This is a genomic window from Desulfofundulus thermosubterraneus DSM 16057, from assembly GCF_900142025.1.
GTDB lineage: Bacteria > Bacillota > Desulfotomaculia > Desulfotomaculales > Desulfovirgulaceae > Desulfofundulus > Desulfofundulus thermosubterraneus.
Genome location: NZ_FQZM01000009.1, coordinates 32441 through 54252 on the forward strand (window position 1 = coordinate 32441; position 21812 = coordinate 54252).

Annotated in this window: 19 protein-coding genes and 2 tRNA genes; 14 read left to right on the forward strand and 7 right to left on the reverse strand. The window is 56.3% G+C overall.

The features are described from left to right. The first annotated feature begins 224 nt into the window (after window positions 1-224). The 4 genes from BUA65_RS04080 to BUA65_RS04095 all read left to right on the forward strand — a co-directional run bounded on the left by BUA65_RS04080 (window position 225) and on the right by BUA65_RS04095 (window position 3378). Complete coding sequence (locus BUA65_RS04080) at window positions 225-1622, forward strand: NAD(P)/FAD-dependent oxidoreductase (RefSeq protein ID WP_072867496.1); 1398 nt, start codon at window positions 225-227, stop codon at window positions 1620-1622. 3 nt (window positions 1623-1625) lie between these two features. Next, window positions 1626-2909 (forward strand): adenylosuccinate synthase, encoded by a 1284-nt coding sequence (locus BUA65_RS04085; protein ID WP_072867497.1) that lies wholly within the window; start codon window positions 1626-1628, stop codon window positions 2907-2909. Between the two features lie 197 nt (window positions 2910-3106). Continuing rightward, window positions 3107-3182: transfer RNA gene (locus BUA65_RS04090), tRNA-Lys, on the forward strand. Window positions 3183-3302: 120 nt separating this feature from the next. Beyond that, window positions 3303-3378: transfer RNA gene (locus BUA65_RS04095), tRNA-Glu, on the forward strand. An 86-nt stretch (window positions 3379-3464) separates the two neighbouring features. Here BUA65_RS04095 and asnB read toward each other — a convergent pair. From asnB to BUA65_RS19085, 7 genes are all read right to left on the reverse strand, one after another. After that, on the reverse strand, window positions 3465-5309 hold the full coding sequence (gene asnB, locus BUA65_RS04100; protein WP_072867498.1) for an asparagine synthase (glutamine-hydrolyzing): 1845 nt from the start codon (window positions 5307-5309) through the stop codon (window positions 3465-3467). A gap of 214 nt (window positions 5310-5523) precedes the next feature. Beyond that, complete coding sequence (locus BUA65_RS04105) at window positions 5524-6198, reverse strand: class I SAM-dependent methyltransferase (protein ID WP_072867499.1); 675 nt, start codon at window positions 6196-6198, stop codon at window positions 5524-5526. 42 nt (window positions 6199-6240) lie between these two features. After that, on the reverse strand, window positions 6241-7806 hold the full coding sequence (locus BUA65_RS04110) for a glycosyltransferase (protein WP_072867500.1): 1566 nt from the start codon (window positions 7804-7806) through the stop codon (window positions 6241-6243). Further along, a complete protein-coding gene (locus BUA65_RS04115; protein ID WP_072867501.1) occupies window positions 7703-9322 on the reverse strand; it encodes a glycosyltransferase family 2 protein in 1620 nt (539 codons plus the stop codon). The genes BUA65_RS04110 and BUA65_RS04115 overlap by 104 nt, the downstream gene beginning before the upstream one ends. Further along, window positions 9319-11097 carry a tetratricopeptide repeat-containing glycosyltransferase family 2 protein gene (locus BUA65_RS04120; RefSeq protein ID WP_072867502.1) on the reverse strand — a complete coding sequence of 593 codons (1779 nt, stop codon included), beginning with the start codon at window positions 11095-11097 and terminating at the stop codon, window positions 9319-9321. The genes BUA65_RS04115 and BUA65_RS04120 overlap by 4 nt, the downstream gene beginning before the upstream one ends. Continuing rightward, window positions 11094-13070, reverse strand: coding sequence for a glycosyltransferase family 2 protein (locus BUA65_RS04125; RefSeq protein WP_072867503.1), 1977 nt, complete (start codon window positions 13068-13070; stop codon window positions 11094-11096). Before BUA65_RS04125 ends, BUA65_RS04120 begins: the two co-directional genes overlap by 4 nt. 164 nt (window positions 13071-13234) lie before the next feature. Beyond that, the gene (locus tag BUA65_RS19085; protein ID WP_341349603.1) at window positions 13235-13792 is read right to left on the reverse strand and encodes a hypothetical protein; all 558 of its coding nucleotides are present in this window, start codon (window positions 13790-13792) and stop codon (window positions 13235-13237) included. A gap of 31 nt (window positions 13793-13823) precedes the next feature. On the opposite strand from BUA65_RS19085, the gene BUA65_RS19090 reads away from it, so the two are divergent. The 10 genes from BUA65_RS19090 to gmd all read left to right on the forward strand — a co-directional run bounded on the left by BUA65_RS19090 (window position 13824) and on the right by gmd (window position 21728). Next, window positions 13824-14072 (forward strand): DUF6385 domain-containing protein, encoded by a 249-nt coding sequence (locus BUA65_RS19090; RefSeq protein ID WP_341349604.1) that lies wholly within the window; start codon window positions 13824-13826, stop codon window positions 14070-14072. A gap of 91 nt (window positions 14073-14163) precedes the next feature. Then, window positions 14164-14649 (forward strand): DUF6385 domain-containing protein, encoded by a 486-nt coding sequence (locus tag BUA65_RS04135; RefSeq protein ID WP_072867505.1) that lies wholly within the window; start codon window positions 14164-14166, stop codon window positions 14647-14649. A gap of 33 nt (window positions 14650-14682) precedes the next feature. Next, window positions 14683-15513, forward strand: coding sequence for a glycosyltransferase family 2 protein (locus BUA65_RS04140; RefSeq protein WP_084062037.1), 831 nt, complete (start codon window positions 14683-14685; stop codon window positions 15511-15513). A gap of 164 nt (window positions 15514-15677) precedes the next feature. Continuing rightward, window positions 15678-16085 carry a carboxypeptidase-like regulatory domain-containing protein gene (locus BUA65_RS04145; RefSeq protein ID WP_072867506.1) on the forward strand — a complete coding sequence of 136 codons (408 nt, stop codon included), beginning with the start codon at window positions 15678-15680 and terminating at the stop codon, window positions 16083-16085. Between the two features lie 90 nt (window positions 16086-16175). Next, window positions 16176-17042, forward strand: coding sequence for a glycosyltransferase family 2 protein (locus BUA65_RS04150; protein WP_072867507.1), 867 nt, complete (start codon window positions 16176-16178; stop codon window positions 17040-17042). 22 nt (window positions 17043-17064) lie between these two features. Then, entirely contained in the window at window positions 17065-17970 is a 906-nt protein-coding gene (locus BUA65_RS04155; protein ID WP_165613186.1) for a glycosyltransferase family 2 protein, read from the forward strand. A gap of 58 nt (window positions 17971-18028) precedes the next feature. Further along, entirely contained in the window at window positions 18029-18691 is a 663-nt protein-coding gene (locus BUA65_RS04160) for a glycosyltransferase family protein (RefSeq protein ID WP_072867508.1), read from the forward strand. 1 nt (window position 18692) lies between these two features. Continuing rightward, the gene (locus tag BUA65_RS04165; protein ID WP_072867509.1) at window positions 18693-19814 is read left to right on the forward strand and encodes a glycosyltransferase family 4 protein; all 1122 of its coding nucleotides are present in this window, start codon (window positions 18693-18695) and stop codon (window positions 19812-19814) included. A gap of 86 nt (window positions 19815-19900) precedes the next feature. Further along, window positions 19901-20704, forward strand: coding sequence for a glycosyltransferase family 2 protein (locus tag BUA65_RS04170; RefSeq protein ID WP_072867510.1), 804 nt, complete (start codon window positions 19901-19903; stop codon window positions 20702-20704). A gap of 13 nt (window positions 20705-20717) precedes the next feature. Continuing rightward, window positions 20718-21728: a GDP-mannose 4,6-dehydratase gene (gene gmd, locus BUA65_RS04175; RefSeq protein WP_072867511.1), complete on the forward strand. Its 1011-nt coding sequence runs from the start codon at window positions 20718-20720 to the stop codon at window positions 21726-21728. Window positions 21729-21812: the final 84 nt, after the last annotated feature.

A 21812-nucleotide genomic window follows, 5' to 3' on the forward strand; every position in this document is an offset into this window, starting at 1 on the left:
GGCGCTGGCATTTCTTTTTAGAATTTAATATGATAAAATAGTGGCGGATAAGCACCGGGGTTTCTGGCAGTTCCAGTTTAAAAAGGGAGTTTCTCTTGACATACCCCTGTCACTTTGCTAAAATCAACATGTTTGGCATGATGGCCCGGGCAGGTGGATTCTTTTTATGTTCTGAATGGTGAAAAAACGAACATGCCCGGGGGTTTGCGCAAGGGGGGATGAAAATGGAACAGGTTTACGATGTGATAATTGTCGGTGCAGGTCCCGCCGGCATTTTTACTGCCCTGGAGCTGGTCAGGCAAAAAGGCGGCTTAAAAATCCTTATGCTAGAAAAAGGGCGGGATTTGGAAGAGCGCAAATGTCCCTCCAGAGAAAAGAATAACGCCTGTTTTCACTGCAACCCCTGCTCCACCATCTGCGGCTGGGGTGGCGCCGGAGCCTTCAGCGACGGCAAGCTGACCCTGTCCACAGAAATTGGGGGTAGCCTGGAGCAGTATATTGGGGAAGAAGCTCTTGGTGAGCTGATTGATTATGTGGATAGAATCTACCGGGAATTTGGGGCGCCGGAAATGGTCTACGGCCTGGAGCATGTCGAAGCCATCGAGGAGTTCCAGCACCGGGCCGCCCAGGCGGAACTCAAGCTGATCCCCGTGGCCATTCGCCACCTGGGTACCGGCCGGTGCCAGGAGATTCTGGCCCGCATGAAACAATACCTGCTGGCCGCGGGGGTGGAAATCCGCACCTCCTGCCCGGTGGAGTCCATCCTGGCAGAAAATAATCAAGTACGGGGTATAATTACCACCGGAGGAGAAATCATTTACGGCCGCCATGTGGTTCTGGCCCCCGGCCGGGAAGGAGCCGAGTGGCTGGCCAGGCAGGCCCAGATGCTAGGGCTGACCACGGTGGTCAACCCGGTGGATATCGGCGTGCGGGTGGAAGTGCCGGCGCCGGTGATGGAACCCTTGACCAGGGTCTTCTATGAAGCCAAGTTTATCTATTATTCCCGGGCCTTTGACGATAAAGTGCGTACCTTTTGTATGAACCCCTACGGTGAGGTGGTCATGGAGAATAACGACGGCCTGGTTACCGTCAACGGTCACACCCATGCCTACCGTAAAACCGGTAATACCAACTTTGCGGTTCTGGTTAGCAAAACCTTCACCGAGCCTTTTAAAGAGCCCATTGCCTACGGCAAGTATATTGCCAGCCTGGCCAACCTGCTGGGCGGCGGGGTTATTGTCCAGCGGTTGGGCGACCTCCTGGCCGGGAGGCGGAGCACGGAAGAAAGGATGCGCAAGTGCCTCACCGTTCCCACTCTGACCAAGGCTACGCCGGGAGACCTGAGCCTGGTCTTTCCCTACCGGCATCTGGTGGCCATTGTGGAAATGTTGAAAGCCATGGACGAAGTCGCGCCGGGAATTTATTCCCGTTACACCCTCCTTTACGGGGTGGAAGTGAAATTTTATTCTTCCCGTCTGGCCCTGACCCAGGGGTTGGAAACCCAGGTGCAGAATCTCTTTGCCGCCGGAGACGGGGCAGGAGTAACCAGAGGTCTGGCCCAGGCGTCGGTGTCCGGGATTGTGGCGGCGCGGGAGATCCTGAAAAAATGGGGGGATAAATAGAGCATGTCAACGCTAGTGCTGGTGGGTGCCCAGTGGGGAGACGAGGGGAAGGGAAAAATTACGGACTTTCTGGCCGAAAAGGCCGACCTTATTGTGCGTTACCAGGGCGGTAACAACGCCGGCCACACGGTGGTTGTGGCGGGCCAGCAGTTCAAGCTGCACCTAGTTCCTTCGGGCATCCTGTACCCCGATAAACTGTGCTTAATTGGAAACGGTGTGGTGGTTGATCCCGAGGTCCTCCTGAACGAACTCGATAACCTGGCCGCCCGGGGGATTTCCACGGCCAACCTGCGCATCAGTCCCCGTGCCCATGTCATTCTCCCCTACCACCGGCGGCAGGACCAGTGCGAGGAAGAAAGAAAGGGCGCATGGCGCATCGGCACCACCTGCCGGGGCATCGGCCCGGCTTACACCGATAAGATTGCCCGGGTGGGCATTCGCATGGCCGAGCTGGTGGATGAAGAAGAATTTCCGGGTCTGTTAGAACGAAATCTCGAGAACAAGAACCAGCTTTTCCGGGAGATTTACCATAGCAAGGAATTTAAGCTGGAGGACATTTTGCCCACCTATTTAAGCTATGGCCGCAGGTTGAAACCTTTCGTGGCCGATGTGTCCGTCATCGTGAACGAAGCCATTGAGCAGGGCAAGAAGGTCCTTTTTGAAGGTGCCCAGGGGACCCTCCTGGACGTGGATCACGGTACTTACCCCTACGTAACCTCGTCCCATCCCGTAGCCGCCGGGGCCTGCACCGGTGCGGGCATTGGTCCTACCCGCATTGACCGGGTGATGGGTGTGGCCAAGGCCTATGTCACCAGGGTGGGTGAAGGCCCCTTCCCCACGGAGCTAAAAGATGCCCTGGGGGACCATATCCGCACCCGGGGTGGGGAATTTGGCACCACCACCGGCCGGCCGCGCCGCTGCGGCTGGTTTGACGCCGTGGTGGCCCGTTATGCGGTGCGGATCAACGGCCTGGACTACCTGGCCATCACCAAGCTGGACGTACTTACCGGTTTGGAGACCATCCGCCTGTGCACTGCCTACCGCTACAAGGGGGAAATCTTAACCGAGTTTCCGGCCACCCTCAAGGTGCTGGCGGCTTGCGAGCCGGTTTACGAGGAATGGCCCGGCTGGCAGGAAGACATCAGCCGGGCCCGGCGTTATGAGGACCTGCCCGCCAGTGCCCGGCGGTACCTGGAGCGCATCACCGAGCTGGTGGGCGTTCCCATAGCCATTATTGGCGTCGGTCCCGGGCGGGAGGAAACCATTATTACCCGGGAGGTATTCTAATTTCCCTTTGCCCGGTGGAAAAATATGAGGCCGGCGGTGACGATAACGCCCCGCCGGCCTCAATAACATGAAAATCGCCACGTTTAAATCACTAAAACTTTTTGAACGACACTCCGGCCATTGTAACAAGCAACCATAAATTTTGTGTTGACACCGGTATCCATCTATAGTATCATATCTACCGGTAATGCTCTTGTGAGCCATTAGCTCAGTTGGTAGAGCACCTGACTTTTAATCAGGGTGTCGGTGGTTCGAGTCCACCATGGCTCACCAAAATGGAAGTCAGAGGTCGGAAGTTGGAGGTCGGAAAAATGTTTGATTTTGTTATTGCCGGACAGTTGTGGTCGGCAATAAATCTGGCTTCTGACTTCCGACGACTGACGACTGTTCTATGGCCCCATGGTCAAGCGGCCTAAGACACCGCCCTTTCACGGCGGTAACGCGGGTTCGAATCCCGCTGGGGTCACCAATTTTAAAGCCCCGTGAACAAAGCACGGGGCATAATTTTTTTGCCGTTGTTACGCAGACAACGCCTTGCCTGCGACTCTACAATGGCTACCTTACCACCACCCGGTACTCCCTGAGCCAGGTATCAACCTGAATGAGGTAGGCCAGGAGTTGCGGCCCGCGCATCAGTTGGCCGTACCAGGGCCTCTTCATGGCCGGCGCATCCAGCCGCGCAAACTGGCGCACGGCCTCTAAGTTGATAAAGGGCAGCAGGGGGGAGGTTGGGTCGTCCAGAATATCCAGGAGCCACCGCCGGACGGCCGCGAAATAGGCCGGGTGGTGGGTCTTGGGGTAAGGGCTCTTGCGCCGCAGGAGCACCTCCTGGGGCAGCACCCCCGCCAGTGCCCGGCGCAAGATACCCTTTTCCATCCCCCCGCAGCTTTTCATCTCCCAGGGGATGTTCCAGGCGTATTCCACCAGACGGTGATCGCAAAAGGGGACCCGCACCTCCAGTCCAGTGGCCATACTCATGCGGTCCTTGCGGTCCAGGAGGGTGGCCATGAACCAGTTGAGATTCAGGTAAAACATTTCACGCATGCGTGCTTCCCGGGGATTTTCCCCCTGAAGGTGCGGTACTTCGGTCAGGGTGTCCCGGTAGCGCTGCGCCACGTATTCCTCCGGCCGGATCATGGCCAGCAGTTCCGGTGACAACAAGCGGGTGCGCTCTTGAGTATTGAGTGCCCAGGGGAAGGTATGGGCGGCCAGGGCATCTTCCTTGCGGAACCAGGGGTAGCCGCCGAAAATTTCGTCGGCGCACTCGCCGGACAGGGCTACGGTGGCTTCTTTTTTGACCTCCCGGCAGAAGAGCAAAAGGGAAGCGTCCACATCGGCCATACCGGGCAAATCCCGGGCCCGCACGGCAGCGCTTAGCGCCTCCACCAGGTGTGGCGTGTCGATCAACACGGTCCGGTGGTGGGCGCCCAGAAAGTGCGCCACTCGTTCTATCCACCGGGCATCGGAATCGGGCTCAAATTGATTGGGCCGGAAGTAACGGTCGTTCTCCATATAGTCCACCGAAAAGGTCCGCAGTTGCCCCGTCCCATTTTGCTGGAAGGCAGCCGCGGCAAAGGCTGAAATGGCGCTGGAGTCGAGGCCGCCGGAGAGCAGGGTGCAGACGGGCACATCGGCCACCAGCTGCCGCCGGACCGCATCCTGCAAAAGCCAGCCTACCTTACGGGCAGTGGTGTCCAGGTCGTCCGGATGGGGGTGGCTTTCCAGGGCCCAGTACCGGTAAATGTGCATACCCCGGCGATTATAAACCAGGCAATGGCCGGGCCTTAGTTCCTTTACTCCCCGGAAAACGCCGTGTCCCGGGGTGCGTCCCGGGGCCAAAACAAAGATTTCGGCCAGACCTTCGGCGTCCACCTCCGGTTGCACGCCCGGATGGGCCAGGAGTGCCTTCAATTCTGAGCCAAAGATAAAAGCGCTACCCCTTTGGGTATAAAATAGGGGTTTTACTCCCAGCCGGTCCCGGGCCATAAAGAGGGTTTGATCCGCTTCACCCCAGATGGCAAAGGCGAAAATACCGTTCAAGCGCGGCACACATTCTTTGCCCCACTCCATATAGGCCGTGAGCAACACCTCCGTATCCGAGTGGCCCTGAAAGCGATAACCCCGGGCTTCCAGCTCCGCCCGCAGCTCCGGGGTGTTGTACAGTTCACCGTTATAAGTGATTATGTACCTGTACTCTCCCTTCCGGCGGATCATGGGCTGCCCCCCGCCCGTGGGATCAACCACTATCAGGCGGCGGTGGGCCAGGGCGGCCCTGGGAGACAGCCACAACCCAGCGGCGTCGGGCCCGCGGCAGGCCAGGGCTGCCGCCATGTCCTCCAAAGTGGGGCGCTGTTGGGTGAGATCCACATCCCAGTCTACCCAGCCGGCAATGCCACACATTTGACTTTCCCCTCCCAATTTAAACTTCGTGCGAGCCAGCGAAATTCCAGCCGGGAAAAGGAAAGCGCCCTTCCGCAGCAGCTGATGTATGTACTGCGGGGGGCGCCTTTGCCCGGCCCGTATTTAATACTGTGGCAGCCCGTACGGCAGACTCCGTACTCAAGCTCATATTATGCGGGGAAGCCTTGAAATGTGTCGAAGTGTTGCGAAAAAATTACCTGGAGCTCGGGACAGGGTTTGTGTCCTCTTTTCTAAGGACGGCTCTAAAGCAGTATAGCCCGTAGGTTTCGGAATATAAAGCGTTCTCGGGCAGCTCAAAGGATACGTCACCTGCAAAAGCCAGCCCGGTCTCGTACAAAACGCATTTCAGGAATGCTAAATCAATGCTTGGATAATCCAGAGTTAATAATAGCAGTCCGTCGTCTTTTAGAGTTCTTCTGAATTCCTTCATGGACAGCATGATGTCTTTTAAAGGCAAATGTTCAATCACAGAAATACAGTAGATTTTGTCAAATTTCTTATCTTCATAGGGCAGTTCTGTGATTGACGCCTTAACGTAGTATATACGTTTAAAGTACTTCATCGGAAAAAACTGTGCTGCGTCATATCCAAAATCTTTTAATATATCGCTCAGGATTGCTCCGGGAGATAAAATTCTTTCGTCAATATCACAAGCGTGAACTTCACGGCATACATCCGCCAAATAAAATTTAAACGGATGGCAAATACCGCAACCAGCATCCAAGGCGACATCGCCAGGTTCACAAAATTGTCTTGCCCATTCATATTCATAAAACCTACTCCACCAGTATGGTGGTAGCGGAAAGACAAGCTGCTCAATACGCGGGTCGTTCCGTAAAAAAAATCTGGATAGGAATTTACCAGACACCTTATCATCCCTTCCTTAACTTATCTTTACCGGGCCGTGCACTTAAAGGTCTTCGGTCCAGGCCACCAGGTTTGGTTTAGGGTCAAGGATGGACAGATATTGACCAATTAGTCCGTACTGCCCCAGTGGGTCCAGCTTTTTGTAACGATAGTATTTGGCCAGCCGGTCGGCAGGTTTTATCCATCCCAGGTGTTTCACCCGCAATGAGCTGGTGGCGCCTCTAAGCTCAGTGATGTTATGGGGAAATCGCCCGCAGTGCTGGGGGGTTTCCCGCCACTGGTAGGGGAAACCGGGAACATACCTGACCATGAAGGGTCTGTAGTAGTGGTGGGCCTTCCAGTATTCGTCCTCGCGGTAATGATCTTCATCCCACATGTCGTAGAGGCGGAAATAATAAACCTCAATTTCCGGATTGGCAGCCAGGGACCTTAGCTCCTTTACCGCGCGCTCTTCAAAAATTTCATCGGCGTCCAAAACTAAAATCCAGTCCGGCCCGGTTCCCACCGCCAGCTCCCAGAGCTGCTTGCGCAGGATGATTTCGTTATGAAAAGAGGGCTGCTTATTGGAAACCAGGGTCAAGGGAATGTTTTGCAGGGTTTTTTTACACACTTCCACTGTATTATCCTCGCTGGCATCGTCTAAAATCACGGCACAATCGACGTACTGCGCCGCGTGCTTGAGAACCCTCTCAAGGTATCTCCCGGCTTCGTTTCTTACCAGCATAGCAAGGGTAATTTTACTTCCCCGTGTACCAGTCTCTTCATCAGCAGTTTGCAGCATGGCCGCGCCGGTCGGTGTATCCTTGCCGGCCGGAAAAAATTTCTCTTTATACGCCTTCAAGCCCGCAAAATCAGACTCCCGGTATATATGGAACGGCGGGTAATGGGTGTCGGCATAGAGCTCCAGCCCCAGGGCAGCCGCCCGGATGCAAAAATGCCGGTCCTCCCCGGTAAAACCCAGGTTATATATTTCGCTGAAGGAGACCCCCAACAGGATTGCCCTGCGGCTGATCAGGGTACAGGCACCCAGGCCGCCTACTTTATAAACACCGGGCTTTTGCAACGTCTCCAGAAATTCTTTCACCCGGCGGGCGATCTCCTTTTCGTCGAGCATCTCGCCCCGCTGCATGTGATACAGCCGGTACTGGTCGGCTACCCAGACCTGAGGAAGAGGGGTCATATCCGGTTCCCACCTGGTCCAGTAGACCTCGGAAACGATATCCTTTCCCAACCCCACCAGGTGGACCAGCGTTTTCGGGTGCAGCACCAGGTCCGAATCAACCAGAAACAAGAAATCAAAGCCACTGTTCCGGGCCAGCTGGATAAAACGGTTCTTATATCCGGCCACTTTCCAGATTAAATCTTCCCGCCAGTGGTGGGTGTGCTCGTCACAGTGGTAAGCGTGCCCTGCACCGTTGCCGGGGAAGATATGAACGTTTTCTCTCCCGGCGGCAAACTCCCGCAGCAGGGTACTTTCCCTTTCGTTATCATCAATAAACGCGTATTCAACTTCTAGACCCGTGGTCTCCAGGTGCGAGAGGGACCACAGGAATTCTCTTAGTATGGACGGTTTCTGCCGGACTGGACTGGCGATGAGCACCCTTTGCATCCAGATCAATCCTTTCACCAAACGTTAGGCTATTCAGTAGAGCAGGTGACCAGGAAGGGCACAACCCCATGACCACCAGTTCCAGGGCGGATGAGGCCAGCCTGAGAAGTCCCTGGACGAAAGAAAACAACCCACACTCCAGATTTCGCTGCACCGCGCTGGCGTATAAAAGCATCCCGCTGGCGCCGGTAAGAAGGTAGTTGCCCAGCGGCTCTTGCCCGGGCCGGTTGGCCAGGTACTGTTCCACCATAAGCCGGTATTCCCGGCAGGTCTCTATTAATTCCCGGCAGTTTCTGGAATTAGCTGGCTCGACCAGTATAAGCAGCGCCAGGACCATCGCCAGGGGTAACTCGCCGAGTTTGCACAGCTCTTTGTACAGGGCTTTTTTTCTGGATGGGGAAGCAAACCGGCTTAATGCCTGCCATTGGAGCCTGCCCCGACCCCGCTGTTTTAAACCTAGTATTTGGGTCAGCGGGTACAACATGTGCGGTGCAAGGAGTAAGGCGTTAAAGTACTCATCTTCTGCTTCCCCATACTGGCCCAAAAGATTATAGCTGTCCCCAAGCAAGGCGTGGATGTGGTAAGGGGGGAGAATCTGGGCTCCCACAGTGAGGGCAAAACGCAGTTCTTCGATGGCCGTATCGCAGCGGCCGTCATGCAGGGCCAAAAGCCCTTTGAGCAGGTGCAGATCCGGGTCAGCGGGCAGCATGGATAGGGCCCCGTCAAGCAAAAATGTTAACCTGTCCCTTTGACCGGTTCTGAAAAGTCCCAGGCACAGCGTGAGCAACAAATCACGGAAATAACCCTCGTTCCCGCGCATGAAAACCAGGGCTTTCTCCAGCTGTTCAATGCCTTTTTTGATTTCCCCACACTGCAAGTGTTCGATGCCGAGGCTGTATAAAAGAAAAGGGTCATCAGGTTTATCATCCAGGGCCTTTTTAATTACGCAGATGTTACGCTGGTGCTTGTTTTTGACCTGCAAGTGCCGGTCAAGATAGCCAAAGTGGTAGATTAACAGATCCGAAAAGGCGAGACCCCCTCCGGCGTTATGCTTTATGATTGCCCCGGCTACCTGTTCATGGATGGCTCCGGCAAAACGATAGGCGGGTTTATTTCTAAACAACCGCACTACCTGGTCCTCGGCCATCCCTTCACCGTTTCCCAGGTAGCTGCGGATTTTCACGAAATACCCTTCTACACCCGGTGCGTCAAGGAGTCTGGCGAATTCTTCTAATTTAACTGGGGCCAGTATTTCATCAGCATCCAGGACCAGGATCCAGTCACCTGTGGCTTTACTAAGGGAGTAGTTTCTTGCCGCCGCAAAATCATCGCACCAGTGAAAGGTAAAAACCCTGGCTCCACTTTGGGCGGCCACTTCCTTCGTCCGGTCGGTGGAACCCGTATCGACCACGACGATTTCCCGCACCAGGTGCTGCACACTTTGGATGCAGGAGGCAATCCAGTGTTCTTCGTTTCTGGCAATCATGCACAGGCTCACCGGTAACCCGCTGCTCATGAAAATAACCCCCTGGCCGGGCCGCATTTGTAGTCCAGCATGTGACGGGCGGCGCTGGCTTTTTCTTTAAGGTAGGCACACAGGGCCATGCATCCCCTGGGAGACAGGCTGGTTAAAAGCTTTATTGTCTCTTGCGCCAGCCGGTGGTACCCCGATGAAACGCGAGCATTACCTGGTTCCAAAGGCCCGGGCCGGTAGCGCAAGCAGTTCTCCAGGATGGTCAGGGCCGTTTCAATGACTGCCGGCTCGCGGTTTTTTTCCGGCCGGCCGCACCTGGAACCGTTGCCGAGCAGCGAAATCAGGTTCAATAACGTCCAGGCCGGGCTACGCCCTTGTGGCCGCCGCCACAGGGAAATGGTCCTTATTTTCGCCAAGCGGTAATCTTCTTTGAGCATCAGGGCAACGATCTCGTCGACTGCCAGGGAGGGATCTATCTCACCACCGGCGTGCCGGATACGCTCCATAAGGAAAAGGGCATGCTCAAACCGGCCTGCGTACACGCAAAACCGTGCCAGGCGCCGGGCATGGTCTTCAGTTGGACTGCCGGCACCTGGACCGGCTTCTTCAAAACACGCACAGGCCAGATCCGGAAAACCGGCCTCGAAGAACAGGTCGGCCAGCACTACTACCTGTTGGGGGTGGTTGAGGTGCCCGGCGGCTTTGAGATGGTCGAAAGTACCCTGTGGACCCTTTTCAGCCAGGTAGAGCAGGAACAGGTTGTAGAGCGGATAAAGATAGGCAGGGTTTAATGCCAGGGCCTTCTCGTAACAGTTTTTAGCTTCTTTGAACCTGGCCAGTTTTTCGTGGCAGTAGCCCAGATGATATAACGACAGGAAGCTCTCCGTGCCGTTGGTATGGCTAAACAGGGGAGGCGGCTGGCCGAGACGCAGGGCCTCCTCAAACCATTTCAGGGCTATTTCATACTCCCCTTTCTCCTCGAACAGGATTCCTCCGTCGAAAAATAGATCTGTGTAAAAGGGATAGCGTTGGCTTTCTTCCATACATATACAGATGGCCTCATCCAGGCTCCCCAGCGCCCTCAAGCAGGCAATCACTAAACGGATGGCCGGCGCCCGGAACAGGATGTGCCCGTCCGTCAGCTGTTTTAAGGCTTCTTGAAGGTACGGGAGCGCCCGTTCAGCCTTGCCCAGGCCCAGCCATTCCACCCCCAGGTAATACTGTAAGAAGGGATTGGCGGGATCCGCAGCTACTGCCTGCCGCAGCAGGGCCAGGTTGCGCCCTCGCTTGCAGTTGCGCTCTTTTTTGGATAAAGGCCTGTGCCAGATAACCGGGCCCTGTGCTGTGCCTACCGCTTCCGGGCGGCTAATCACCACCTGCTCATGGATGATCCCCTGGAAGCGGTAGCCGGCCTTGTTTCGAAACAGTCTGAGAACAAAAAACCGGTTGTAGTCACCGGGATTTTCAGTGGCCCGGTTATGGAGGGGCAGGAAAAAGGCCTCGTAACCGCTGTTGTTGTTTATAAGCGAGTGCAGGTCGCCCGGACTGGTATCCAGTTCTTCATCGGCATCAAGGGACAAGATCCAATCGCTTTTAGCCCGGGCAAGGGCATAGTTGCGGGCGGCGCTGAAATCACCGTGCCACGGGTAACGGTAGACCTTGCCTGTGTAACGGCGGGCGATCTCTACGGTACGGTCCGTCGAACCGGTATCTACAATAACTATTTCATCGACCGCCCCCTTAACGCTATCCAGGCAGGCGGCCAGGTTTGCCTCCTCGTTGCGCACGATCATCGCTAAAGCTACAGTTGGTATCATATTTCCTGGTTTGCCTCCTCAAAGAGCCTGCGCAGAACCGGTAGTTCGGGGTATTTATCAATGGCTTCCCGCAGGATTTCCCGGCGCATTTTTTCATAAAGCCTGATCAGGCTGACATAATACCGCGGTTCTGCTGGATCCAGCGCCAGGGCCCGTCTATAAAGTTCCCCGGCTTCGATGCAGGCGTTTTGACGCTCTTTAATTTCTGCAAGGGTAAAGAGTGTTTCGGGACATTCCGGATTGGCCTCCAGGTAAAGACCCAGGTAATATTCTGCGGTCTTGAGGTGGCCGTACCGGTAGAACAGCTGGCCTACGGCCCGGGCGTTCTTGCTCAGGCACTCCCGGGATAAGCCGTCTAATAGCGACTCGGCCCGTTCTTTCTCACCCAGGTCAAGGGCACGCATTAGAATATCCAGGAGAAGGGACATTCCCTCATCGCCCAGGGTGACCCCGGGCCCTCTACGCCTGCCCGGATAGTTTTGCAGCAGGCTCACCACCGCCCCCGTGTCCTGGGAAAGTCCGAGGGCAAACAGTTCTTCCACCAGGGGGCGCACTTTCCGGCGTTTTCCCTGGAACCAGAAGCACAAAATTTTATTTAATTTGGCCAGCGGGTAAAGCCGGTGGTCGGGGCCGAACCCCTCAAGTATGCGCAGGGCTTCCAGGTAACGCCTCAGCTGGATCAGGCAAATTGCTTTCCACAGCAGAATTTCCGGTGCGGCTTCCTGCTGGTCCATGCCCCGCTCCAGGTATTCCAGGGCAAGCTTGTAGGCGGACTGGCGGAAAAGGATTTGCCCCATCAGGAGGTTGGCCTGGGGAGTACAAAATTCACAAAGCTGTTCCAGGCACTTTTTTGTGTAAACCGGATCTTCTTGTGGTTTTAAGAGGCGCGTGATGCTTTCTAGGGCGGGGGTGAAGTGGGGGTTATCCCGCAGGCTCAAGATGTAATAACGCATGGCTTCTTCGTGGTTCAAAAAAACTTCCGCCAGCTGTCCCAGCTGGTAAAGGGAACGGAAACCTCGCGTCCCGCCGAAAGGTGCGTAGTGGGCCGGCTGTTCGGGCATCGAGAGGGCCTTTTGAAAGAACTCGTACGCCCGCCCGTAATCTTTTTGTTCGTAGCTGATCAACCCGCCGTAGTAATAGAGGTCTGCGTAGTTAGGAAAAAGACCCAGGCCGAGCTGGACAATTTCTAAAGCCTGTTCGGGCTTGCGGGCGGCATGGTAGGCCAGGACGATGTAACGCAGGAGTTTGGGCAGGTAGATGGTGTTCGGATCGATACCATTGGCCGCCCTGACCAGTTCTGCTGCTGCTTCATCAAACCTTTCCGCCCGGTACAGCTCCACACCGTAGTGATAGCGAAGGTGGCGGTTGTCAGGATTCCGGTTTAGCTCCTGGCTGAGCAGGGCCAGGTTCCGGTTCTTTTTATCCTTTGCCTTTATTTGCCGGTCCAGGTAGCCGTAATGCAGGATCACCAGGTCTTCGGCAATCTGGTACCTGGCCTGGCTGTTTCGTTCTAATATCACGTCTGCGATCTGTTCGTGGATAGCCCCGCGAAACCGGTAGTCCTTTCGGTTTTTGAAAAGGCGGAAGACCAGGTCCGGGCAGGTTTCGACCCATCCCTCGTTGCCTACGTAGTTAATTATCTTGATAAAATAACCTTCTACATTCTTTTCGTTGGCCAGCCTGCGTAGCACTTCCCTGCTTTCACCAGCCAGTTCTTCATCGGCATCTAAAAACAAAATCCAGTCTCCAGTGGCCAGTTCAAGTGAGGCATTGCGGGCGTCACTGAAATTGTCATTCCAGGGGAAAGAGTGGACCAGGGCGCCAAATTCCCTGGCTATTTGACAAGTACCGTCGGTAGAGCCCGTATCTACAACAATTATTTCGTCCACGGTCCCGGCCACGCTTTGAAGGCAGCGGCGGATGTTTTGTTCTTCGTCCTTCACAATCATGCACAAGCTGATTCTGGACTCCATGATCTCTCATACCTCATTCAATAAAATAGTTTTTTGTTAATTTATGCACAGGGTCTGTAACCTTCCACAACTATGAAGAATACTCTAATAGCGGAACGTAAAAATTTACCATGCGAAGGAGGACAACTTATGCCAAACTATAAAATTTTTCAAGACAATCCAGATCAAGCGCGTATAAAAATCTTTGGCAGCCAGAATGTAGCCTTGAATACCGACTCAACAGGTAACCTGAGCATCACCAGCACCGGTCTGGCCGTCACCGCACCGGCGAACGGGTTGCTGGTAACGGCACCGGCCACCGGTTTGTCGATCACGCCGCCGGCCGGAGGCCTGACCATCACCAGCACCGGCCTAGCCGTCACCGCACCGGCGAACGGGTTGCTGGTGACGGCACCGGCCACCGGTTTATCGATCACGCCGCCGGCCGGGGGCCTGAGCATCACCAGCACCGGTCTGGCCGTCACCGCACCGGCGAACGGGCTGCTGGTAACGGCACCGGCCACCGGTTTATCGATTACGCCGCCGGCCGGGGGCCTGACCATCACCAGCACCGGTCTGGCCGTCACCGCACCGGCGAACGGGCTGCTGGTGACGGCACCGGCTACTGGTTTATCGATTACGCCACCGGCCGGAGGCCTGACCATCACCAGCACCGGCCTAGCCGTATTGTCAAATCTGGTCACCACTGACGTATCGGCCACGAGGGCAAACGTTACAGACACTGCAGGAAGCCCCGATACCAGTTACACCGTTTTGAATCTCAGGACCTGGACGTTTGGCGTTGTTAACGCCTCCACAACGATTGCTCCCGCCACTGTCAAGCTGCAGATCAGCCCGGACGGCAGCAGCTGGATCGACGAGGCCGGCCCGGTTACCCTGAACACCGGCGATGTAACTACCCTTGTGTCTGCTATTTTCTTGAAATACGCACGTATATACTATGCTGCCGTCAACTCGGCCAGCGCCGTGACCCTGAATATCTTTTTCCAGGGCCAGAGCTAACAACAAGGAGAAGGCCGCGGTTTTTCCCGCGGTCTTCCCCCTTCAGTTCTGCCAATGTTGACCGGGTATCTGATTATGGAGGTCTAATTCTATGGCAAAAATTGGTGTCATGCCGGAGGATTCCAGGTTCGCACGGCTAAAAGATAACCTTGAGCACCTTGGTGTGCTGGGCATTTTTGCCGGGATTGTGCTGGGGGCTGTCGCCATTGTCCTATGCCTTATCTTATACCGCAAGCCCGTTCCCGAATGCCCTGAACCCGAGTTTACCAGTATTGTCCAGCGTAATCTGGTTAGCCGGGATGTAGAAGGTTTTAGCAAAAGCATTGATCTTTCCCGGATCCGGACTTTTTCTTTTCTGGTCCGCAATGACGGTCCCAATCCTGTGGTGGCCCAGACCGAGCTGAGTCCGGACGGAGTGACCTGGAGTTCCTTCGGGGAATCGTCGTACGTAATCGAGCCCGGGGATAAGCACCTTTTTGTCCCCCAGTTTTTCCTGCGATATGCCCGCATTAAGTTTCGGAACAAGAAGCCGGGCATGGATACGGTGATTACCGTGTGGTTTCAGGGGCAGGGTTAAGGATAACCATTTCCAGGGCAGGTGATAGAGGATTTGCCCTTTCTGATGGAAAAGGAAAAGCTTACCTCGATTATCATTCCCACGAGGAACCAGCTAAGCCTGACCGTGTTATGCCTGGATAGCATTTTCAAGTACACCCCGGAACCGGTTGAAATTATTGTGGTGGACAACGGCTCCACCGACGGCAGCCGGGAATACCTGCGCTCAGTGCCTGGAATCCGGTTGCTGGAAAACGGTAGCAACCTGGGTTTTGCCGCCGCCTGCAACCGGGGCCTGACCGTTGCCCGGGGCGAATACCTTTTGCTTTTAAACAACGATACCCTGGTAACCCCGAGATGGTTATCCGGGCTCATCTCCCATTTAAAAAAGTATCCCGGCGCCGGGCTGGTCGGCCCCTTCTCCAACTGTGGCGGTGTAACGCAGACCATGCCGGTAGCCCCGCCTTCCCTCGGCCGGCTGGAGGAATTCAGCCGCCGGCTGGCACTGCAGAACTCGAGCCGTTGCTTCCCGGTGCCGGTGCTCAGTGGTTTTTGCCTGCTGTTCACGCGGCGGGTTTTGAATACCATTGGGGGGCTGGATCCCCGTTTTAACCCCGGGAATTTTGAGGATGACGATTTTTGCCTGCGGGCCAGGCTGGCCGGCTTTGTGCTGCTGGTGGCAGCAGACGTATTTGTTTACCACTTCGGTCAGAAAACTTTTACCGGGGAAGGCATGGATTACCGGGCGGCCCTGCAGGCCGGCTGGGAAAAGTTTCGACTTAAGTGGAAGTTGCCGCCCAACTTTCCACCGGAAAAGCGCCACACTTCTCCCCTGATCCTGAATCAAACCTTTGATCCCTGCCGGCATATGATTCCGCTGGAGTAAAACAGCTCTACCCTTGAGCCCGAAGGGTGCAGTGCGGTCCCTAAAAGTATGTTGCAAGTGCCCAAATGCTTCAGGAAAGTATTACCACAGGGGATTCGAGCACCATATTTTAGCCCCTTCATAGTATGTTCATAGCAGAAATCACTAAAAAAGGAGTGTCCAGGATGGCCTTTCAACTAACCAGTTTTGACCTAGTTACCCCGCCTGGTGGGAACCAGCAGCATTACGACTTTTTCATCCTCCCCGAACCCCGGGCGCTGGCCAGCGGGGTAGTGCGCCGGCCCGATGGTACGCCCGTGCAGGGAGCCGTGGTGGTCGTGTTTCGGAAGGAAGGGGATAAGCTGGGGCCCGTCATTGGTTATACCTTCACCGATCAGGACGGGCACTTTTTCCTGGGGCCCCTGGCTCCCGGGACCGAGTACAAGGTAAAGGTATTCTACATGGAAACCGGTGCTGTGCAGGACCAGGCCCAGGTGGTGGAGTCAGGTATTTTCCCGCCGGTTTTCCCGTTGCCTCCCATAGCTCCATTTCCCACTATAGCCCCGTTCCCTCCAGTTGCTCCGTTGCCGTAAGCAGGCTGGATCTCTCACGTGGCGTCAGTCCGATGTAAGCATTTTTACCTTCTTTGCCGTTATCCTTTGCGAAGGGTGGTTGCTCCTTCTGTGCTTTTCTCCGTTATAATTCCCTGCCGCAATGAAGGGGATCATTTGCGGCGGACCGTCCAATCCATGATCCAGGCCCGGGGATCGGAGCAAGAAATTATTGTGGTGGACGACGGGTCCACCGACGGGTGCTGTGATTTCCTGCGGTCCAGTGAAATGCCCGGTGTGCGGTTGCTTGAGGGGAAAAACCTGGGGGTGGCCGGTGCACGCAATGCGGGGGCTGCCCGGGCCCGGGGAGAAATCCTTTGTTTTTGCGATGCCCACCTGGAATTGCCACCCGGTTGGCTGGCGGCTCTGGCCCGCCCCCTCGGGGAGGGTATGGCCGAGGTGGTTTGCCCGGCCATGGCCGATTCCCGCCGGCCCCACGCGGTAGGTTACGGGGTTACCTGGGGAGCCAACCTGCAATGGCGGTGGTTACACCGCCGTCCCCCGGAACCTTCTTATGTCCCCCTGGCTCCCGGGGGTTGTCTTCTGGTATCCCGGCGGGTGTACGAAGCGGTAGGAGGATTTGAAAGGGGTTTTTACGGGTTCGGTTTTGACGACCAGGAGTTTTCCCTCAAGGTCTGGCTCTTCGGTTACAGGGTTATGGTACAGCCGCGGGTGCAGGTGCGGCATCTTTTCCGGGAGGTCCACCCTTATCCGGTAGGGGCGGACGAACTGCTGCACAATTTTTTGCGCATGATTTTTTTGCATTTTAACCGGAGGCGTCTGGCGCGGGTAATGGAGATGGTCAGGGGACAGCCCGGATTTGCCGGGGTAATGGCAGGGCTGCTGGACAGCGATGTTTGGGAAAAGCGTAAGAATTATTTCCGGCGCCGCCGCTATGACGACGATTGGTTCATGGAGCATTTTAAAATACCCTTTTAACGCTTGGAGTGGTTTACAACAGATGTATGAAGCATCCGTAAGGGGATCAAAAGGTCTGGCTTCGGTAATTATTGCCTGCCGGGATGAACTGCCCTATCTGGAGCAAACCATCCGGTTTATGCTTACCGTACCTTCCGGTTGCCCCATGGAGATCATTGTGGTGGATGACAGCTCCCGGGACGGGTGCGCCGATTTTCTCCGGCGGGGGGGCAAGCTGAGCCGGAGCGTGCACCTTGTCGATGCCCCCGGCTTAGGGCCGGCCCGGGCCAGGAACCTGGGAGCCGCCCGGGCCAGGGGTGAGCTCCTGGTTTTTTGCGACGCCCACATCATTGTCCCCGGCGGCTGGCTGGGCGATCTGGCCCGGCCGGTGCTGGCCGGGCAGGCCCATGCCGTTTGTCCGGCCATGGTGCACACCGGAAACCCTCGCCTGGCTATCTACGGCGGCACCTTAAATAAAGACCTTTCCTGGGTGGGGCTGACCTTTCCCCCCCGCTCCCTCTCACCCGTGCCCCTGGCCCCCGCCGGCTGCCTGGCCGTGGGTCGAAAGGCCTTTTTAGAGGTGGGAGGCTTTGAAGAGGGTTTAACCAGCTGGGGATACGATGATGTAGAGTTTTCGCTGAAATTGTGGCTTTTTGGTTTTGTCGTGGCGGTAATGCCGTGGGTTAAAGTTATACACATCAGCTGCCCTTTAAAACCTTACCAGAGGCCGGGGGAGAATCTCACCCGCAACCTTCTTCTGCTGGCGACCCTGCACTTCAGCCCCCACCGCCTGGCCAGGGTGGCGTCAATGGCCGGGCGCTACCCTGGCTTTTCCGAAGCGTGGGCCCGGGTGAGTACACCGGGCGTCTTAAAAAAACGGGATGAGTATTTTCGCCGCCGGGTTCGTGACGATGACTGGTTCATGCATACCTTCGGCATTCCGGTTTGAGGGAGGCCCCTTTTCACCGGCAGGGCACAATAAGCATATCCTGGATGGAGGGTCACGTGTGGAGCATTTTGCCTTTATCATTTGCAGCCAGGACGATGCCCGTTACCGCCGCTGCTTCCAGTACCTGCAGGCGCTGGAACGCCCCGACGTGCAGATGGAGGTTCTGCGGGTGGCGTCCCGGCACAGTATTGCGGCTGCTTATAACCGGGCGATGGAAAGGAGCGCGGCTACCTATAAGGTTTATCTGCACGACGATGTATTTATTTTGAACCGCCGCTTTTGCCGGGACGTTCTGAAGATTTTTCGGGCAGACCCCTCCATCGGCCTTTTAGGCATGTGCGGGTGTAAAAAGATACCGCCCAGCGGGATATGGTGGGAGGGGAAAAGTTACGGCAAGGTTTATCATGGGGACCCACCCCGGGTGCTCCTCTTCAACCAACCCGCGGGCCTTTACGAGGTGGTGCAGGCGGTGGACGGCCTGCTCATGGTCACCCGCTGCGATCTACCCTGGCGGGAGGATATTATTGACGGTTTCCATTTTTACGATTTATCCCATTGTCTGGAATTTATCCGGAGAGGATACCGGGTGGCGGTGCCCCGCCAGGAAGAACCCTGGTGCTACCACCGGAGTCCGGGCAGGATTGATGCGGAATATGAGCGGTTAAGGCAGGTTTTCTTAAGGGAGTATGCTGAGGAATTATCTGGCAATCAGGTGGGGTAAGATGGCCAGCGTGCTGTTTATTGACGGAGTTCTTCCCTCATTCCCCCATCCCGAGCGGGGATGGCGCGTTTTACGCATTTTAAAGGCCCTGGCGGAAGCAGGCCACCGGGTGGTTTATCTTCTGCTCCAGGGGGAGCGGTACGAGATTTACCGTCCTGCTTTTGAAGAGGCCGGGGTTGAATTCTATGTGGAAAAAGGAGCCCGGATTTGCCGGCAGGGTCCGGTGAAGTGCCGGGTGGTAGGGCTGAACCAGCTGGTGCAGGAAGTCCCCTTTCACCTTGCCTGCATTCATTTTGCGGCCAACGCCCCGGCATGTATCCCGGTGATCCGCCGCTATTCCCCCCGTACCAGGATTGCCGTGGATACGGTGGATCTCGCCCATATCCGGTTGTGGCGGGAGGCCCTGGTTACCGGGCGGCAGGAGACGGTTGTAGAAGCCTATCGCCACTGGGAAATGGAAACGGCCGTTTTCCGGCAGGCCGATGCGGTTATTGCCGTTACCCCTTTGGAAGCCAAAATGATTTCCCGGCTGGCACCCGGTGTCAAAACAGTGGTCATTCCCGTTATTGCCGATGCCTGGCCACAGGTCAACCCCTTTTCCAGCCGCCAGGGCCTGCTTTACGTGGGAAACTTTTTTCACCCGCCCAATGCGGATGCCGTGTTTTACCTGGTCGATCACATCTGGCCCCATTTGCAAAAGGCCCTCCCCGGGGTGGAGCTCTACATTGTGGGCCACAACCCCCCGCAGGAGATCCAGGCACTGGTAAATGACGGGATAAGGGTGGTCGGCTATGTACCCTCACTGGCTCCTTATTTTGAGCAATGCCGCCTGATGGTAGCCCCCATCCGTTACGGGGCGGGGATAAAGACCAAGATAGTGGAGGCCATGGCCGCCGGCCTGCCGGTGGTGACTACCAGCATGGGTGCCGAGGGTATGGAGTTGCAGCCTGGTGAAAACGTGCTGGTGGCCGATGATCCCGTCTCCTTCAGCCGGGCGGTGGCCGCCCTTTATCAAAACCAGTCCCTGTGGGAGCGCCTGTCTCAAAAAGGACGGGAGCATGTGCGCCGCCATTACAGTTTTCCCGTGGTGGCCCCGGCCATTTATAGTTTGCTGTCAAGCTGAGATACCAGGCCGGTCGGCGGTCATTAGCAGATTAGCCAGCTAAAGAGAAATGTAGGGCAAGATGCCGGGATTCGAGGAGTGACGCCATGCTGGTTTCCATCATCATACCGGTACACAACCAGTTAGAACACATACAAAACTGCCTGCGGGCATTGTGGAAAAACACCAGCCGTGCCTTCCCCTGGGAACTGATCATCGTGGACAACAACTCGGATAAGCAAACGGCAGCCTGGCTGAAAACACTGGGGGGTGGGGTGCGCCTTGTTTCCAACTCCATAAATCTGGGCTTTGTCCATGCCTGCAATCAAGGGGCGGCGGCAAGCCGGGGCAAATACCTTCTCTTTTTAAACAGCGACACCCGGCCCCTCCCCGGCTGGCTGACGGCCCTGGTAGCTGCTTTGCAGGAAAACCCGCGGGCGGGGGCGGCGGGTGCCAGGCTGCTTTACCCCGACGGGAGGCTGCAGGAGGCCGGCGCCATCATCTGGAGGGACGGCACCGGCTGGAACTACGGCCGGGGCGACGATCCCGCCCTGCCCAAGTACAATTACCCCCGCCCGGTGGATTACTGTTCCGGGGCCTGCCTGATGGTAAGGGCAGATCTCTTCCGTAGTCTGGGAGGTTTTGATCCCCGCTATGCTCCCATGTACTACGAGGATGCCGATCTTTGCTTTGGCCTGCGTCAGGCGGGATGGGCCGTGCTTTATGTTCCCGAGGCTGCGGTCATCCATTACGACGGCGGAACCGCCGCAGCCGGCAACGGGGGATGGCGGCGTTACATGGCCGTGAACAGAGAAAAATTCGTGGCCAAATGGAAAGATGTCCTGCGCTATCATTATCCACCTTCCCCGGAGAATGTGGAGCGGGCCTGCTGCCGTCCTCTGGACGCATAAGGGGTGAGGGCAAGTGAAACGGGCATTGATTACGGGCATTACTGGCCAGGACGGCTCTTACCTGGCCGAATTTTTACTGGAGAAGGGGTACCGGGTTTACGGGCTGGTGCGGCGTTCTAGCGTGGGCAACCTGGAGAGAATCAAACACCTGGAAAAGGACCTGCGGCTGATCCCCGGCGATTTGACGGACCAGAATTCCCTGATTGCCGCCCTGGTGGAAGCCCGGCCCGATGAAGTTTACAACCTGGCCGCCCAGTCCTTCGTGGGAGTTTCCTGGCAGCAGCCGGTGCTTACAGCCCAGGTTACCGCCCTGGGGGTTACCCGCATGCTGGAGGCCATCCGTACCGTAAACCCGCGCATCCGCTTTTACCAGGCCTCCAGCTCGGAAATGTTCGGCCGGGCACAGGAAACGCCCCAGTCGGAAAAAACACCCTTTTATCCCCGCAGCCCTTACGGCGTGGCCAAGGTTTACGGTCATTACATCACCGTGAACTACCGGGAGAGTTACGGCCTTTTTGCCTGCAGCGGTATATTGTTTAACCATGAATCGCCCCGGCGGGGCCTGGAGTTTGTCACCCGCAAGGTCAGCGACGGGGTGGCCCGCATCAAACTGGGCCTGGCCGGTGAGCTTCGCCTGGGGAACCTGGACAGCCGCAGGGACTGGGGTTATGCCGGGGATTACGTGCAGGCCATGTGGCTGATGCTGCAGCAGGATGAGCCCGATGACTACGTGATTGCCACCGGGGAAACCCACTCGGTGCGGGAACTGGTGGAGATTGCCTTCAGCCACGCCGGCCTGGACTGGCAAAAGTACGTGGTTGTGGATCCCCGCCTTTACCGCCCGGCAGAAGTGGATCTGCTCCAGGGGGACTATTCCAAAGCCCGGTCCAAACTGGGCTGGGAGCCCCGGGTTTCCTTTCCCGAGCTGGTGCGCATGATGGTGGATGCAGATCTGGCCCGCTGGGAAAAGATTCTGCGACAGGGCGTGCCGGAGGACACGGTTCGGGAAAAGGGGAAACCGTGACCTGGAAAATTACCTGTTTGGTAATTATTCCCGCAGTGTTTGCGGTCAAAATGATAAAAGGCTAAAAATTTGAGCTGGCTTTTC